At 65.4% G+C, this 15431-nt stretch carries 14 protein-coding genes and 1 tRNA gene; 7 read left to right on the top strand and 8 right to left on the bottom strand.

The features are described 5' to 3' along the window. Positions 1-12 precede the first annotated feature (12 nt). Complete coding sequence (gene msrA, locus L0V05_RS11725) at positions 13-531, bottom strand: peptide-methionine (S)-S-oxide reductase MsrA (protein WP_234870715.1); 519 nt, start codon at positions 529-531, stop codon at positions 13-15. A gap of 216 nt (positions 532-747) precedes the next feature. Between msrA and L0V05_RS11720 the strand changes: the two genes are divergently transcribed. The 4 genes from L0V05_RS11720 to L0V05_RS11705 all read left to right on the top strand — a co-directional run bounded on the left by L0V05_RS11720 (position 748) and on the right by L0V05_RS11705 (position 6326). Further along, on the top strand, positions 748-2547 hold the full coding sequence (locus tag L0V05_RS11720; RefSeq protein WP_234870713.1) for an ABC transporter ATP-binding protein: 1800 nt from the start codon (positions 748-750) through the stop codon (positions 2545-2547). Between the two features lie 65 nt (positions 2548-2612). Further along, a complete protein-coding gene (gene neuC / locus L0V05_RS11715) occupies positions 2613-3734 on the top strand; it encodes a UDP-N-acetylglucosamine 2-epimerase (protein WP_234870711.1) in 1122 nt (373 codons plus the stop codon). After that, the gene (locus L0V05_RS11710) at positions 3727-4995 is read left to right on the top strand and encodes a 3-deoxy-D-manno-octulosonic acid transferase (RefSeq protein ID WP_234870709.1); all 1269 of its coding nucleotides are present in this window, start codon (positions 3727-3729) and stop codon (positions 4993-4995) included. Before neuC ends, L0V05_RS11710 begins: the two co-directional genes overlap by 8 nt. Next, a complete protein-coding gene (locus L0V05_RS11705) occupies positions 4992-6326 on the top strand; it encodes a 3-deoxy-D-manno-octulosonic acid transferase (RefSeq protein ID WP_234870707.1) in 1335 nt (444 codons plus the stop codon). Before L0V05_RS11710 ends, L0V05_RS11705 begins: the two co-directional genes overlap by 4 nt. A 79-nt stretch (positions 6327-6405) precedes the next feature. Here the strand turns inward: L0V05_RS11705 and L0V05_RS11700 are convergent, their stop codons facing one another. The 4 genes from L0V05_RS11700 to L0V05_RS11685 are packed head-to-tail and all read right to left on the bottom strand — an operon-like array spanning position 6406 to position 9480. Beyond that, positions 6406-7197: an SDR family NAD(P)-dependent oxidoreductase gene (locus L0V05_RS11700; protein ID WP_234870705.1), complete on the bottom strand. Its 792-nt coding sequence runs from the start codon at positions 7195-7197 to the stop codon at positions 6406-6408. After that, positions 7190-7897 carry an acylneuraminate cytidylyltransferase family protein gene (locus L0V05_RS11695; protein ID WP_234870704.1) on the bottom strand — a complete coding sequence of 236 codons (708 nt, stop codon included), beginning with the start codon at positions 7895-7897 and terminating at the stop codon, positions 7190-7192. Before L0V05_RS11695 ends, L0V05_RS11700 begins: the two co-directional genes overlap by 8 nt. After that, the gene (locus L0V05_RS11690) at positions 7894-8817 is read right to left on the bottom strand and encodes a Gfo/Idh/MocA family protein (protein WP_234870703.1); all 924 of its coding nucleotides are present in this window, start codon (positions 8815-8817) and stop codon (positions 7894-7896) included. The genes L0V05_RS11695 and L0V05_RS11690 overlap by 4 nt, the downstream gene beginning before the upstream one ends. After that, on the bottom strand, positions 8818-9480 hold the full coding sequence (locus L0V05_RS11685; RefSeq protein WP_234870701.1) for a VIT1/CCC1 transporter family protein: 663 nt from the start codon (positions 9478-9480) through the stop codon (positions 8818-8820). It abuts the gene before it with no gap. A gap of 147 nt (positions 9481-9627) precedes the next feature. On the opposite strand from L0V05_RS11685, the gene L0V05_RS11680 reads away from it, so the two are divergent. After that, positions 9628-9717, top strand: a tRNA-Ser gene (locus tag L0V05_RS11680). A 430-nt stretch (positions 9718-10147) separates the two neighbouring features. Here the strand turns inward: L0V05_RS11680 and L0V05_RS11675 are convergent. The 3 genes from L0V05_RS11675 to L0V05_RS11665 are packed head-to-tail and all read right to left on the bottom strand — an operon-like array spanning position 10148 to position 12743. Next, entirely contained in the window at positions 10148-11809 is a 1662-nt protein-coding gene (locus L0V05_RS11675; protein WP_234870700.1) for a recombinase family protein, read from the bottom strand. Continuing rightward, complete coding sequence (locus tag L0V05_RS11670; protein WP_234870698.1) at positions 11806-12315, bottom strand: DUF2924 domain-containing protein; 510 nt, start codon at positions 12313-12315, stop codon at positions 11806-11808. Before L0V05_RS11670 ends, L0V05_RS11675 begins: the two co-directional genes overlap by 4 nt. After that, complete coding sequence (locus tag L0V05_RS11665) at positions 12312-12743, bottom strand: DUF3489 domain-containing protein (protein WP_234870696.1); 432 nt, start codon at positions 12741-12743, stop codon at positions 12312-12314. The genes L0V05_RS11670 and L0V05_RS11665 overlap by 4 nt, the downstream gene beginning before the upstream one ends. 358 nt (positions 12744-13101) lie before the next feature. Between L0V05_RS11665 and L0V05_RS11660 the strand changes: the two genes are divergently transcribed. Further along, positions 13102-14415 carry a site-specific DNA-methyltransferase gene (locus L0V05_RS11660; protein ID WP_234870694.1) on the top strand — a complete coding sequence of 438 codons (1314 nt, stop codon included), beginning with the start codon at positions 13102-13104 and terminating at the stop codon, positions 14413-14415. Then, positions 14412-15377 (top strand): DUF5681 domain-containing protein, encoded by a 966-nt coding sequence (locus L0V05_RS11655; protein ID WP_234870692.1) that lies wholly within the window; start codon positions 14412-14414, stop codon positions 15375-15377. The genes L0V05_RS11660 and L0V05_RS11655 overlap by 4 nt, the downstream gene beginning before the upstream one ends. Positions 15378-15431 lie beyond the last annotated feature (54 nt).

Here is a 15431-nt window from a genome sequence, read left to right as displayed (position 1 = left end):
GCCCCTCCCCGTTCAGGCCGCGTCGCTTGCGCGGCGCGGCAGCTTCCAGTTCGGTCGCGCGAAGTGGCAGGTATAGCCGTTCGGATTGCGAACGAGGTAATCCTGATGGAAGGGTTCCGCCTCCCAGAAATCACCCGCCTGCTTGACTTCGGTCATCACCTTGCCGGGCCAGATCCCGGAGGCATCCACATCGGCGATCGTGCGTTCGGCTTCGGCCTTCTGCTCCTCGGTCAGCCAGTAGATGCCCGATCGGTACGACATACCGATGTCGTTGCCCTGACGGTTCAGGGTGGTGGGATCGTGGATCTGGAAAAAGAACTCCAGAAGGTCGCGGTAGCTTAACACCTCGGGGTCGAACACGATTTCTATCCCCTCGGCATGGCTGCCATGATCGCGGTAGGTCGCGTTGGCCACGTCTCCCCCGGTGTAGCCGACACGGGTCTTGATTACGCCAGGCATCTTGCGGATCAGGTCCTGCATCCCCCAGAAGCATCCGCCCGCCAAAATGGCCGTTTCACGCTTGTCAGACATTGCAACCTCTTGTTCCTGTCTCTGCCAGTAGATGGCACTTGTCCTGGCTTTGTCCAATACGACGAATGCGCAATCCGCGTTACAATGCCGATGGCGCGGCGGGATTTGCCGCAGGGGTGTGGCGCGACAGAAGGCGATCCACTATGTAGGGCGCCAACATGTGCCGCGCGGGAGGTCTTCCCGGCCGGAGCGAACGATATCGGGACCTGCCGTCGAATGGCGCTGAAACTGACCGAGAAACTGGCCTACGTCTTTCCGATCATTAGGGAAGAGCAGCTCTGGCGGCTTCTGCGCGAGAACATCCGCGCCCAACGACATCTGTACATCATAGCCGTGCTCGCGATGATCGTGGTGGCGGGCATGACCTCAGCCACAGCCTGGATCATGCGCTACATCGTTGATGCGATGACGATCCCTGACAACCGGGGAATGGTGTTCCTGGTGGCCGGCGCGGTGGCGCTGATCTTCACCTTGAAGGGCTTGGCGACCTATGTGCAGTCTGTCGCGCTGACCCGTGCGGGCAACAGGATCGTGGCGACCCAGCAGATCAAGCTTTACGACAAGCTCCTGCGCCAGGGCGTTTCCTTCTTCAACCTGACGGAATCCTCGGACCTGCTGATGCGGGTCACCCAGTCGGCTAATGCAGCACGATCCATCATCGACATTATCGTGACATCTTTCGTCCGCGACCTGCTGACATTGATCGGTCTGGTTACGGTCATGTTCTGGCAGCAGCCGCTTCTTTCGATGGTGTCCCTGGTCTTCGGACCGCTCGCGATTCTCGGCATCCGCATCCTGCTGCGGAAGGTCCGAGCCATCATGGAGCAGGAGATGGCCTCGCTTGCCGAGATCATCAAGGTGATCCAGGAAACATCGACGGGCATCCGCATCATCAAGGCTTTCGCGCTGGAAGACCGAATGGCCTTCCGCATGAACAAGGCCGTCCGCGAAGTCGAGAAGCGCTCGAACGCCATTGCGCGCCTCGAGGCGATTACCAGCCCGCTGATGGATACTCTGTCGGGCTTTGCCATCGCCGCTGTTGTGGCCCTTTCGGCCGTTCAGGCCTTCGGCCAGTCCAATTCTTCGCCCGGTCAACTGATGTCCTTCGTCACCGCGCTGCTGATGGCCTATGAACCAGCCAAACGCCTGTCACGGATGAGGGTGTCGATCGAATCCGGCATGGTGGGCGTTCGGATGATGTTCGGACTGCTCGACCAGCCCGAAACCCTGACCCAGCACCCCGAAGCGCTTCATCTTGCCAAGGGCGAGGGGCGGATTTCCTTCGATCAGGTCTCCTTCGACTACGGCAATGGCCGCCCTGTCCTGAACAACATTTCCCTCGCATTCGAGGCGGGCAAGACGACGGCGTTGGTCGGCCCTTCAGGCGGCGGCAAGTCGACCATTCTGAACCTGATCCTTCGGCTCTATGACCCGAGAAATGGAACGGTCCGGATCGACGGCCACGACATCCGCCTTGCGACGTTTGCCTCGCTCCGCGATCTCATAAGCTATGTGGGGCAGGACACTTTCCTGTTCTCGGCCTCAGTCGCCGAGAACATCCGGTTCGGCCGGCCTGACGCCACAGTCGAGGAGATTGTCGCAGCCTGCAAATCCGCCAACGCCCATGAGTTCATCGAGAAACTTCCGAAAGGCTATGACACCCAGGTCGGTGAAAACGGCGCCTTCCTTTCGGGCGGCCAGAAGCAACGCCTCGCCATCGCCCGCGCCATGTTGCGCAACGCCCCGATCCTTCTGCTGGACGAGGCCACGAGTGCGCTCGACAGCCGCTCGGAGGCGCTGGTTCAGGAGGCGCTGCAGCACCTGACCCAGGGGCGCACGACCGTCGTTATCGCGCATCGCCTCTCGACCGTGCTGAATGCCGACAAGATCTGCGTGATCGAGAATGGCCGCCTGTCGGAAGAAGGCTCCATCGACGCCCTTCTTGCCCGCGAGGGCACCTTCCGTGCGCTCTACGATCAGCAGTTCGGCGGGGCCGAGCGGCGCAACAGCGCCTGACCCCCTGCCTTGCAGGCTACCGCCTGACCCGCCTATCCTCGCGCGATCCACCCGAACCTGGCCCGATGACCCGACGCATCCTTTTCATTACCGGCACCCGCGCCGATTTCGGCAAGCTGGAACCTTTGGCCGTCGCAGCCCGCGATGCCGGCTTTGCCGTGGCCTTCTTCGTGACCGGCATGCACCTGATGGAGCGCTACGGCCGCACCAAGCTGGAAGTTGCCCGCTTCCCCGGCGCCGAGATGTTCGAGTTCCAGAACCAGCGCGAGGGTGACCCGCAGGACCTGATCCTGGCCAAGACAGTCGTCGGCTTTTCCGATTTCCTGACCGAGCATCGCCCCGACCTTGCCGTGGTGCATGGCGACCGGATCGAGGCGCTGGCCTGCGCGCTGGTCTGCGCAACGAACTACGTCCGCTCGGCCCATATCGAGGGCGGCGAGGTCTCGGGCACGATCGACGAGATCTTCCGCCACTGCAATTCCAAGCTCGCCACCCACCACTTCGTCTCGAGCGAGGACGCCGCCCGCCGGGTCATGTCGCTTGGCGAACCGGCGGAGTCGATCCATGTCATCGGCTCGCCGGAGCTCGATTTTCACTCGCAGGCCTCGGGTGTGTCGATCGACGAAGTAAAGGCGCACTACGCCATCCCCTTCACAGAATACGGCATCGTCACTTTCCACCCGGTCACCTCCGAGTCCGCGACGATGGGCAGCCAGGCCGAGGCGCTGTTCGGCACGCTTGCTGCGTCAGGAAAGCCCTTCGTCGTCATCGCACCGAACAACGACCCCGGCTCCGAGGCGATCTTCCGCGTTCTGGAAACATTGCCCACGGATCGTTTCCGCATCCTTCCCTCGATGCGCTTCGCCCACTTCTCCGAATTGATGAAGAACGCCGCCTGCATGGTCGGCAATTCCAGCGCCGGCGTGCGAGAGGCGCCGTTCCTCGGCCTTCCCTCGCTCGACATCGGCACCCGCCAGACCAACCGCGGCTCGGCCCCCTCGATCGCGACGGCCACAGCCTTCGACCGCGATGCGATCCTGTCCTTCGTGGCGACGGAGTGGGGAAGGCCGCATGACAGCCACACAGCCTTCGGCGAGGGCCGCGCGGCGGATCGATTTGTCGAAGTGCTGAAAGACCCCGCCTTCTGGGAGCGGGGACTGCAAAAGCAGTTCAGCGACCTTGGCTGAGTCGCCGACCGGGCCCCTCCTGCGGCTCTATCTCGCCGCAACCCATGCGCTCGGCCTGCGCGCCTGGAAGCATATCGAGAGCCGCCGCAAGCGCGGCAAGGAACACGCCGACCGCTGGCGCGAGAAAGGTGCCAATCAGATGGCGCCTCGTCCCGAAGGTCCGCTGATCTGGATGCACGCGGTCGGCCTCGGCGAGGTACTGGCGCTGCGGGGCCTGATCGAGGCTTTGGCCGAGGCGCGCCCGGACCTCCATTTCCTCGTGACATCCTCTGCGCGTGCTTCCGGAGAGGTCTTCGACCGCAACCGACCTCCGCGGACCATCCACCAGTACCTTCCGCTCGACGTGCCGGTGTTCCGCAAGCGGTTCCTGGATCACTGGCGGCCCGATCTGGCCGTCTGGGCCGAACAGGACCTGTGGCCCGGCTTCGTGGTCGAAACGGCGCGGCGCGGCATCCCTCTGGCGATGATCAACGCCCGCATGAACGCCCGTTCCTACGCCTCGCGCCGAAAGGCCCGCCCGCTTTACGCCGATCTCTACCGCCGCTTTGCCTATATTGCCGCGCAGGATGACGCCACCGCCGACCACCTGCGCGCACTCGCCCCGGGCCTTGTGGTTGCCGTGACCAGATCGCTCAAGGCCGCCTGCGCCCCTCTCGCCGATAGTCCGGACCGCCCGGTGGTCGAGGCCCAACTGACCGGCCGCCGCCCGTGGTGCGCCGCCTCGACCCATGCCGAGGACGAGCGCGTCGCCCTGGCCGTTCAGGCCCGCCGCTTCGCGGCCGATCCGGCCAGTCTGCTGATCCTCGCACCCCGCCTGCCCACCCGCGCCCGCGAAATCGCCCTTGATTGCGAGGCGCATGGCCTGACCTACGCCTTCCGCTCCGAGGGGCAGCTTCCCGCGCCCGCCACCGCCGTCTGGATCGCCGATACCTTCGGCGAGATGGGCCTGTGGTACCGGCTCTGCCCGGTTTCGCTGATCGGCGGCAGCTTCGGCCCGGTGCAGGGCCACAACCCGTGGGAAGCGGTGCGCCTTGGCTCCGCCGTCCTCCATGGCCCTGAGACTGCGAATTTCGCCGCCGATTATGCGCAGCTGGAAAGTGCCGGGGCGACGCGGCTGGTCACCGACGCCGCCACGCTCGAGACGGCGCTCGATGCTGCCGACCTGCGCGACATCGCGGCGCGGGCCTCGGCCTTGCAGGAAAGTGCCGCCGGGGGGATCATCACCCTCAGCGACCGCCTGCTGGACCTGATGCCGCGATGACCAAGGCCCCCTACCCGACCCTGCGCATTCGACTGTTCCTGCTGGGCTATGCGCTCCTGTGGGTCCTCGCCCTGCCCGCGATCCTGCTCTATATCCGCCGCCGCGCCCGCAAGGATGCCGACTATGGCACGCATCTTGGCGAACGCTTCGGCCGGTCCCACGGCCGCCTGCCGGACTCGGTCTGGATCCATGCCGTCTCGCTTGGCGAAATGCGCTCGGCCACGCCATTGATCCGGGCGCTGCTCGACCGCGGCGAGCGGGTCGTCACCACCCATTTCACCCCCGCCGGTCGGCGCGAGGCGGCGGCGGTCTTTGCGCGCGAGATCGCCGAGGGGCGGCTTGTCCCGGTCTGGGTGCCGTTCGAGTTTGACTTCGCCTACCGTCGCTTCTTCAACGCCTACCGCCCGCGTTACGGACTGGTCATGGAAATCGAGATCTGGCCGCGCATGATCGCCTCGGCCCATCGCCATGGCGTGCCGCTGTTCATGTGCAACGCGCAGTACCCGTCGAAAAGCCTCGCCCGCGACGCCCGCCATTTGCCGATCCGCGCGGCGATGATGACGGGCTTTGCCGGGGCGCTGGTGAAATCCGACCTCCAGCGCGCGCGGTTCGAAAGCGTCGGCGTCACCAACATCGCTGTCACCGGAGAACTACGCTTTGAACAGCCGGTGCCGCAGGCGCTGGTCGAGAAGGGCCTCGCGCTTCGCCGCTGGTTCCGGGCCGAGCATCGTCCGGTCTTCGCCTTCGCCAGCGTGGTCGAGGGCGAAGATGCGATCTTCCTCGCTGCGATCCACGCCGCCCGGGCAGAGCACCATGCTGCCGGTCTTCCGGCCCCTCTGGTCCTCTACATCCCTCGCGCGCCCGAACGCTTCGGCGCCGTGGCGGATCTGATCCGCGCCGACGGGCTGGCCTTTGCCCGACGCTCCGAGATCCTTGGCCCCGACCTGTCGGCCGAGGGCGTGCCGCCGACCATCGACGTGCTGCTCTGCGACTCGCTTGGCGAGATGTATGCATGGCTTGCCATGGCGGACCGGGTGTCGGTCGGCGGAGGCTTCACGCCCAAGGGCTCGCACAACATCTCCGAGCCGCTGACCTTGCGAAAACCGGTCATGGTCGGCCCCGACATCCACACCATCGAATACCCGGCCAAGGAGGCGATTGCAGCCGGCGTCTGCCGCCACCTCGCCTCGCCGGGCGAACTGTGCGAGGCGCTAGGCCCCCACGCCCCCCTGCCGAGCCGCGCCCAGATCGACCGCTTCCTGTCCGAGCACGGCGGTGGGGTGGACAAGACGCTGGCCGCCCTGCCAGAGCTTCTGGCGGCCGCGCGCTAACGGACCACCCCGATTCTTCTGCGAAGAATCGCACACTTGGCCCTGATTTTTCGCAGAGAAATCGCGCGGGGCCCGTCGATTACCAGGCGCTGAACCCGCCATCGACATTGACGAGTTGCCCGGTCATGTAGCCCGCCTGCGCAGAGCAGAGGAACAGCATGGCATCCGCGATCTCGTCGGGCTGCGCCATCCGTCCCGCCATGATGAGCTCGCTGACCCGGCGTTGGAACTCCTCCGAATGGCCATTGAACACCGCCCCCGGCGCGATGGTGTTGACGGTTGCCTTGCGCGGCGCCCAGTAGCCGGCGAGCCAGACGGTCAGCCCGTGGATGCCCGCCTTGGTCACGCCATAGGCCGAGAAGTTCTTGAACGGCATGCCCTCATAGATCGGATGATGCGCCCCGTTGAGCGCATACATTGAGGCCACATTGACCAGCGTCGCCGGCCATTTGCCGACGATGTCACGGTCCATCTGTCGGGCGATCATGAAGGCGCCGGTCAGGTTCGTGCGCAAGGTGCGCTCGAAATCGGCAACCGTCGTGTCGGCGAAATCCGGAAAGGGCTTGCCCGCCCCCATCAGCATCTCGCCCGTGATCGCGGCGTTGTTCAGAACCACATTCGGCTCCCAGCCGTCCTTGAGGATGCGCTGGAAGATTTCCACCACTTGCTCCTCGACGCCCACATCGAGATCGTAGAAGCGGAAGTCGGGATTGCCTGCGTGCCTTTCCTTCAGCGCCTCGGCCCGGTGGCCCGGCAGGTCGGAGGCCACGACCCGCGCCCCCTGCTCGAGCATCCGCCGCACATAGGTCGATCCCAGTACCCCACCCGATCCGGTGATGAAGATGGTTCGGCCCTTCAGTTGATCAGCCATGTGCGGCTCCTTCGATCCGTTCGCGCAAGAGAAACTCCACCCATTTGAAATCGAAGGGGGAATCGATGTCGACACAGCGCTCGGGCGGCATGAGATAAGGGATCACCCGCCCCTCCCACAGCCCCCTGGAGCGCTTGAGATAGTCCGGCGCGACCACATAGGTCGAGGCGGCGTGCTCGTAGACGACCGGCGCCTGCTGACGCGCCACGACCCCGCCCGGCAAGGGCTTCGACACATGGAGAGCGCCGGTGGCATCCGGCTCAACCAAGTTGAAATACGGGTTCTTCCGCGCTTCGCAGCAGGACATCACCATGTCCGGCCGCTCCTCGGCAAAGAGGACCAGTGCATTCTCGATATCCTCGGGCAGTCGCAGGGGCGAAGTGCAGTCAAGGTCGAGAAAGGCCGTCGCCGGCCCGGTGATCTTCTCACTCTCGTCCAGCGCGTGTTGCCAGACGCCCCATTTGCCGGCGGAGTCGGTCGCCAGATGGGCGGGCCGCAGGCCGATCTCCAGCGCGCCACGCCGCACCGCATGTTCGTAGATGCGCTCGTCGTCGGTCGAGACGACGACGGCATCCACGGTCGGGCTGTCGAAGAGCTGGTCCAGCGACCAGTCAATCAGCGGCTTGCCGCAGATCGGGCGGAAATTCTTGCCCGGCACGCCCTTGGATCCCTTCCGGGCCCCGATATGACCGATGATCATGTGTACTCCCCCGTGACTTGCCCGGTAAAGCGCCGCTCCCCCCAGGCCTTCGCGATGGCGCGGCAAGTCCCGGCGGCAAGGTCGAGGCGCGGCAGGTGTTCGACATCCGAGACCGGCTCTTCACGCACCAGATGAAGGAAATCTCGCAAAGCCGCAAGAAACATGTCATTTCTCTCGAACGGAAGATCGATTTCGCGTGCATTCCCAGCTTCATCCAGCCGATAGCGCCCCGCGATCAGGTCGAAATCCGCCACCAGTCCTGGCCCGCGCAACACGATCCGCCGAAAACTCACCGGCGACAGGTAGTCCATCGCCACGGCCCCGAGCAGCCCCGCACCTTCCAACCCGATCCTCGAGGCGAAATCCACCCCCGGGAACCGCGCATGGCCAAGACTCGCAACCCCGCCGATCCGCGCCTGCGGCAGAAGCGTCAGCGCCATGTCGAGCTCGTGGCAGAGGTCGAGCAGCACCCCGCCCCCTTCCGGCAGCGCCGCATAGCTCGCGGCGAAGGACCAGTTCTTGCGCCAGAGCCGCACGTCGTGGCCGATGCCGAAGGACGCATCGTAGACGCCCGACAGGTCGAGCCGTGCGAGCAACCGGAACGCCGGATGGTAGCGCATCATGAAGCCGACCATCGACCGGCGCGCCAACTGCCCCGCCTCGGCGAGGATCGCCTCGACCGTCGCCACATCATGCGAAAGTGGCTTTTCCACGTAGAAGGGCAGATCGCGCTCTGCCGCGAGCCGCACGAGTTCCAATCGCACCTGCGTCGCCGTGGCGATGACCACTGCATCGGCGCCATCAAGCTGCGCAGGGATAAAGGCCCGCCAGGGAAGCAGCGCCGTCCGCACTCCGAGCGCGGAGAGATTGTCATGGTGGCGCCGCCCGATCGACCCCGCCCCGATCACCGGTATGAACATCTACCCTCCAAGTGCGATGGTCACGACCACAAGGATGCTGCCAAGGATGGGGACGATCCAGACAAGATGCCGTATGTCACCCATAAGCCGGTCAAGCCGCCATCCGATGAGCGCGAGCATGAATAGCGCAACGCCATTCGAGATCCGCATCGCAAGGGGCAGATCATCGAATAGCAGGAATGGCAAGGTCGGCGGCAAGGTCGCAAGCGTGACAAGCACGAATACGGCAAGTGCTGCGCGCAAATCGTCTCCGGTGAGCTCGCGTTGGGGCGCCTGGCGCGGATGAGCGCGCATCATGGCCGCCATCTGGTCGATCTCCTCGGCGCTGAGCACGTTTCCAACCCCGTCAGGCAGCGCCTCGCGCAGCATTTCCCGCGCTTGCGCAGGCGAGGCGCTCCGGATCGCATCGCCCGTGGCACGCCGGCGGCCGCGGTCGGTATAGGAGGTCAGCACATAGACCATTGCATCGACGATGCCCCAGGCCAGATTGCACCCCAGGGCCGCGAGCAGCACATCGCGTACCTCGCCGCCCTCTCCCAGAGTCACACTCATCGTCCCGGTGAAGGTCAGCGCCATCAGCAGACCGAACCCGATCTCGGACAGCCGGTCTATCGGATCGAGCACCTCACGCTCGCCCCGCATCTCGGTCGGTGCCTGCGACATGCTCCATTCCCTTCCGAACCGGCCAGCGCGACCATGTCGTCCGGTTTAGCCTATTGGCGCCCGCAGGCAAGCGGTGCCACGTAGCTTGTTTGGCGCGCAGGTCTGCCCTTGCACCCCGCCGCAATTCCCGGCTACACAGCCGCACAAGGACAGATGGCCGAGTGGTCGAAGGCGCACGCCTGGAAAGTGTGTAGGCGGGGAACCGTCTCGAGGGTTCGAATCCCTCTCTGTCCGCCAGCAACCCCCGTCTCCTTCCATTATCTTGGTTTCGCCCGGTTTTTGTCTGGCGTTTCCGGGCGTTAGTGGAGGCTTTCCTTTGCGGAGACGCCTCGATCTGCTTCACATCCCGGCGCTTCGGCTCCGCGTCTCCGCGGCCTTTGGCGGCCGTTCGGTTTGCCTTGCTCGGGCCGGGATACAGGGAAATATCTGGGAATTTTCTGATTTTCGGGCTTTCAAGGGCGTTTCCGCCTTCGAATCCGCGGGCGATTTCCGTGCTTTACGGACAATTTCCCTGCTCGACGGGAACAGGGAATGTAATCCCGCGTATCAGGGTAAGAAATTCCGTCGAACAGGGAAGCCGCTGGGAATAACAGGGCGCGCGCCGTTTCGGGTCGTTCAGGGCGACATGTGGTCGCGCGACCTGGACGATAACGATCACCGAGGCGCGTCAGGCCAGCCCGAACATCCTTGCCTGCGCGTCCCAGTCCATCGGGATCCCGTCGCGCAGGAGCCGGGCGACGGAGAGCTCGACCGGTTGCCTGCCGTCGAGGAGGACAGCTTGCAGCCCGGGCGCAAGGAAGGCCAGGGGGATGCGGGTCCGGATATAGGGTTCGGAATGTCCGGTGGCCGCCGCGATCTCGCTAAGCGCTCGGCCTGCGCGCAGCGCTGCGGCCCAAGCATGTGCCTCGACCAGGGTGCGCTGCAAGACCGGGTCGGGGACGGGCACGCGATCGCCGGCGACAATCCGGGTTTCGACGCCGCGTCGGCGGAGCGCGAATGGGTGCGTGACGGCCAGCAGGCTGGACGAGAGCGTCGCGACCGGGGCGTTGATTGCGGCAGCCAATGTCGCCGGGGCGAGCTGCAGGCGCAGCTGACCAGGAGACACGACACCGGACGCGAGGATCCGCCCCAGAAGTGCCGGATCCGTCTCGACTTCATCTGCGTACGCCATGGCCCGTCCGGCGAGGTCTGCCGCCGTGCCGGCCTCTGGGTTGGACTGCACAGCATGGGCGGCCGCGGCTTTGCGCAGATGCCCGACGATGACCTGACGCAGGCACGTCTCCAGCGCGTCGGCCGGGAGACGCCATCCCGCAGGATCGACGCCCCCGGCGATCAGGCGATGCGAGACGTAATAGCTGAAGCGGCGTCCACGCCGTTGGGTATGGGTCGGGGTCAGAAGATCGCCGGTCTCGTCGTGGAGCTTGCCCGTCAGGAGGCGCGCGTCGATCGCCGCGACGGTGCGGCCACGGGGGCGCGCCTTGGCCGCGATCAGCCCGGCCTGGACCTTGCCCCAGAGATCGGGGGCGATGATCGCCGGATGCTGGCCGGGATAGGTCTGGTCCTTGTGGCGGATGCGTCCGATGTAGACCGGGTTGGTCAGCAGATAGTGCAGCTGCCCCCGGGTGAAGGGGTTAGCCCCCCGGATTTGGCCCGTGGGCGTGATCCCCGGTTTGGGCCGCAGGCCCAACCTGGCGGCTTCGCGCTCGACGAGGCGGAGATTGCCCAGGTTGGCGTAAATGTCGAAGAGCCGCTTGACGGTCTCGGCCTCGGTTGGGTTGACCACCAGCTCCCGGCGCTGCGGGTCGGATTGGCGATCATAGCCGAGCGGCACCATGCCGCCCATCCAGAGCCCCTTCTTCTTCGACGCCGCGATCTTGTCGCGGATCCGCTCGGCGGTCACTTCCCGCTCGAACTGGGCAAAGGACAGGAGCACGTTGAGGGTCAGGCGTCCCATCGACGTGGCGGTGTTGAAGGCCTGTGTCACCGAGACAAAAGAACACCCCCTGGCGTCGAGGCGTTCGACCAGCCGGCCAAAATCCGCGAGCGAGCGGGTCAGGCGGTCGATCTTGTAGACGACGACCATGCCAATGCGGCCGGCCTCGATCTCGGCCAGCAGGCGCTGCAGGGCCGGACGGTCGAGGGTGCCGCCGGACAGACCGCCATCATCGAAGCGGTCGGGCACCAGCTTCCAGCCTTCATGACGCTGGCTCGCAATGTATGCCGCGCAGGCCTCGTGCTGCGCGTCGAGGGAGTTGAAGGCCTGATCCAGGCCCTCGTCGCTCGACTTGCGGGTGTAGATCGCGCAGCGGATCGTGGGCTTTTGGGTCATGCGACCCGTTCCCGCTTGGATACGCGACGGGCAGGTGCGGTGCCGCGATCTTTCCGTGTGCGTCGCTCGCCGCCGGTCTTGCCCCGGTCGGCGACGGGCCCCGTCCCGGCTGAGGCAATCAGCCCGAAGAAGCGCGGCCCTGACCACCGGGCCCCGGTGATGGCGCGGGCGATGGCGGAGAGGGAACGGTAGCGTGTCCCGTTCCAAAGATAGCCGTCCGGCCGGACATCGACGACATGGGTGGTGCCGCACCACTCGCGGAGGAGACGCGCGCCGGGCTCAAGGCCGGGCGTGGGCGTGCGCGCCTTACCTTCGGCGAACCGCGCGAGCCGTGCCAGAAGCACCGGCGGCAAGCCTCCCCGATCGCGGACCTGCAGCTCGAAGGCCAGGAACCGGCGCTGCATGGGCTGGCTCATCTTCGGCGGAACAGAGGTACCGAACAGGTCGGACCAGAGAGCGGCCAGACCTGCCCGATCCATCGCGTCGAGATCGGCAAGAGAGATCATGTGTCCCTCCCGATCCGGGCGACATCGAGCGGCACGGATGCGGCCTCAGGATCGTTCGCCCGATCGACCGGCGCGGCAGCAGCGGTCTCGACAGCGACGGATGCCTCTCCGGAGGGCATTGGCAGCACTCGGTAAACCGCCTCGCCGTCGATCGTGTCGCGACGGAGGGTGAGCCCGCGCTTGCGCAGCCCACTGATCGCGGCGCGCATGGTATGGGCCTGCCAGCCCGTGGCGACCAGGAGCCGGGAGAGGCGGGCGCCGCCCGGAGCCTCCAGCATCGCACGCACCAGATCTGCCTTGGTTTGACGAGGGTCCGTCTGGACCGCCGTTACGGCGTCACCCGTTGCAGATTGGATGGCCTTCGGGTCCGACGCCGCGACTGAAGCGGCGGACAGAATCTCTATCCGGGGGGTGGGTCTTCTGGTCATGGTGCGTCTCCGGTTCCTAGAGGCGGGCCAAACGCCCGCCGCCGTACCGAGGCAAGCCCGGGCATCCCCGGGCGTGGAGAGAGCAACGCTCTGCTGCGAACAGAAGTCCAGTGGTTTGATCGGCGGTCCTGGAAACACCCGCGCCGCGCCAAAACACCACCTCGATCAGCTAGATGAAGCTGCATGCTGTGGCGGAACAGCAACATCTTGCGGCCCGCGTCTGGCCGAACGCGGACAAGCAGAGCGCGCTCGGATTGACATGTTCGCTCTTTGTTCCATTCTGGTATCGCGCGTGTGGGGACGCGCGACACGACCCAATCCGAGGCCGAACTGGCCCGACCATGAGGCTGCCAAGACAATGCAACAGATCGAACAGATTGCCCCGGCTGCGTTGCGGCCCTGGGCCCGCAATGCCCGCACCCATTCAAAGAAACAGCTGCGCCAAATCGCGGAGTCGATCCGGACCTTCGGCTTCACCAATCCGGTGCTGATCGACCAGACAGGGACGATCCTCGCGGGACACGGCCGGGTCGAGGCTGCCAAGTCGCTCGGGCTGGATACGGTCCCCTGCCTGCGCATCGAGCACATGACCGAGGCCGAGAAGCGCGCCTATGTGATCGCCGACAACAAGCTGGCCCTGAATGCCGGCTGGGACGAAGACCTCCTGGCGCAGGAACTGCAGGGCCTGCTCGCCACCGAGGATCTCGGCTTCGACATCGGCGTGATCGGCTTCGATGTGGCCGAGATCGACAGTCTCGTCGAGAGTCTGCAGCCAGAGGAGCCCGGCGATCCGGAGGAGGATGTGATCCCCGAGACCGCGCCGCGTCGGGTCCATCCGGGGGACGTGTGGCAACTCGGGTCGCACCGGCTTGCCTGCGGCGATGCCCTTGACGGCAAGGTGGTGACGCAGGTCATGGCGGACGAGCGCGCCCGGATGGTCTTCTCGGACCCACCTTACAACGTGAAGATCGACGGCCATGTGGGCGGCTCGGGCAAGGTGAAGCATCGCGAGTTTGCCATGGCGGCCGGCGAGATGACCGTGTCCGAGTTCACGACCTTCCTGACGCAGGCCTTCCGCAACATGGCCGACCACAGCCTCGACGGCTCGATCCACTTCCTCTGCATGGACTGGCGCCATATGGGCGAGATGCTGGCGGCCGGCGAGGCGGTCTATGACGAGATGAAGAACCTGATTGTCTGGGCGAAGGACAATGGCGGGATGGGGACCTTCTACCGCTCGCGCCATGAGTTGATCTTCGTGTTCAAGAAGGGCACGGCCCCTCACGTGAACAGCTTCGAACTGGGACAGCACGGGCGCTATCGCACCAATGTCTGGAACTACCGCGGCGTGAACACGATGCGGGCGGGCCGGATGGACGAGCTGCGGCTGCATCCGACGGTCAAGCCAGTGCAGATGATCGCGGATGCGATCAAGGATGTGTCGGCGCGCGGCGAGATCGTGCTCGACCTCTTTGGTGGGTCAGGCTCAACGCTGATCGCGGCCGAAAAGACCGGTCGCCGGGCGCGTCTCGTCGAGCTTGACCCGATCTACTGCGACCGCATCCTCGCCCGTTGGGAAGTCCAGGCAAAGGACCAGGCTGAGCAGCTCGTCTGCGGCTGGCCGCGCGCGGCAGAGGGGTCAGCGACGGGGATCCTGGAGGCTGCGGAATGACGGCGCCGCGCAAGCCCGGACCCGGCATGCCCGCCTCTGGCGCCGACGGTCTCGAGGCCATCCAGGCCAAGGCAACCAAACCCGGCAGGTCGAAGGCGCTGATTGCAGCCACGGATTACGAGGTGGGCTATGCCAGGCCGCCTCGGAACACCCAGTTCCAGAAGGGCAAGTCGGGCAATCCCCGCGGCCGGCCGAAGGGCGCAAGGAACCGGCTTCCGGCCTTGAACGAAGAGCGCATGAAGGCGATCATCCTCGAAGAGGCCTACCGGACCATCACCGTGCGGGACGGCCTGCGGAACGTGACTGTCCCCATAGCGCGCGCCGTGCTGCGCTCGCTGGCGGTCAACGCGGTCAAGGGGCAGCACCGGGCGCAGCGGCTCTTTGCCGAACTGCTTTCCGGGGTCGAGACTTCCAACAAGGCGCTGCACGATGCCTGGTTCTCAAGTGCGCTTGACTACAAGATCGCCTGGGAAGCGGAACTCGCACGGCGCGATCGCCGCGGCATCACCGATCTCGCGCCGCCCCTGCCCCACCCCGATCACATGGTCATCGATATGAACCGGGGCACCATCGTGATCTACGGGCCCAAGACGCGCGAAGAGAAAGAGCACTATGACCGCGCCTTTGCCGAATTGCGCCGACAGGTGATCCTCCGCGAGATCTGCCGTGAGGCGATGATGAGCGAGGACGATGCCGAGGAATGCGCCGATCTCGCGCGCCACATCGAGATTGCGAATGCGACCATCGCCAAATTCCGGACCGTCCTGCCGGAAGACCTCTACCCCGTGAAGATCGACCGATCGCTCAGGGCCGAAATGCGCGCCCTGCAGAAGAAATGGACGCCGCTGATCGCGGCGGAGATCATCGCAGAGGGCGGATTGGATGAGGACGAAGAAGAGGACGTGGAAAGTGGTCGAGATGATGGGGAGGGTGGGAGTGGCGAGAAAAACGCTGAGGGATAAAGCGATCGCCCATGGTGTTTTCAACCAGCCCAACCAGTTGTCATCATCAGCCAA

Origin of the sequence: Alitabrizicola rongguiensis (genome assembly GCF_021491355.1) — a bacterium.
GTDB lineage: Bacteria > Pseudomonadota > Alphaproteobacteria > Rhodobacterales > Rhodobacteraceae > Aliitabrizicola > Aliitabrizicola rongguiensis.
The sequence above is the reverse complement of the archived record's forward strand: the minus strand, read 5'-3'. Positions and strand labels throughout refer to the sequence as shown.

Excerpts from the sequence above, each read along its gene's own strand:
- msrA (WP_234870715.1), bottom strand. The coding sequence starts at position 531 with ATGTCTGACAAGCGTGAAACGGCCATTTTGGCGGGCGGATGCTTCTGG.
- L0V05_RS11720 (WP_234870713.1), top strand. The coding sequence starts at position 748 with ATGGCGCTGAAACTGACCGAGAAACTGGCCTACGTCTTTCCGATCATT.
- neuC (WP_234870711.1), top strand. The coding sequence starts at position 2,613 with ATGACCCGACGCATCCTTTTCATTACCGGCACCCGCGCCGATTTCGGC.
- L0V05_RS11705 (WP_234870707.1), top strand. The coding sequence starts at position 4,992 with ATGACCAAGGCCCCCTACCCGACCCTGCGCATTCGACTGTTCCTGCTG.
- L0V05_RS11700 (WP_234870705.1), bottom strand. The coding sequence starts at position 7,197 with ATGGCTGATCAACTGAAGGGCCGAACCATCTTCATCACCGGATCGGGT.
- L0V05_RS11695 (WP_234870704.1), bottom strand. The coding sequence starts at position 7,897 with ATGATCATCGGTCATATCGGGGCCCGGAAGGGATCCAAGGGCGTGCCG.
- L0V05_RS11690 (WP_234870703.1), bottom strand. The coding sequence starts at position 8,817 with ATGTTCATACCGGTGATCGGGGCGGGGTCGATCGGGCGGCGCCACCAT.
- L0V05_RS11685 (WP_234870701.1), bottom strand. The coding sequence starts at position 9,480 with ATGTCGCAGGCACCGACCGAGATGCGGGGCGAGCGTGAGGTGCTCGAT.
- L0V05_RS11675 (WP_234870700.1), bottom strand. The coding sequence starts at position 11,809 with ATGACCCAAAAGCCCACGATCCGCTGCGCGATCTACACCCGCAAGTCG.
- L0V05_RS11670 (WP_234870698.1), bottom strand. The coding sequence starts at position 12,315 with ATGATCTCTCTTGCCGATCTCGACGCGATGGATCGGGCAGGTCTGGCC.
- L0V05_RS11665 (WP_234870696.1), bottom strand. The coding sequence starts at position 12,743 with ATGACCAGAAGACCCACCCCCCGGATAGAGATTCTGTCCGCCGCTTCA.
- L0V05_RS11660 (WP_234870694.1), top strand. The coding sequence starts at position 13,102 with ATGCAACAGATCGAACAGATTGCCCCGGCTGCGTTGCGGCCCTGGGCC.
- L0V05_RS11655 (WP_234870692.1), top strand. The coding sequence starts at position 14,412 with ATGACGGCGCCGCGCAAGCCCGGACCCGGCATGCCCGCCTCTGGCGCC.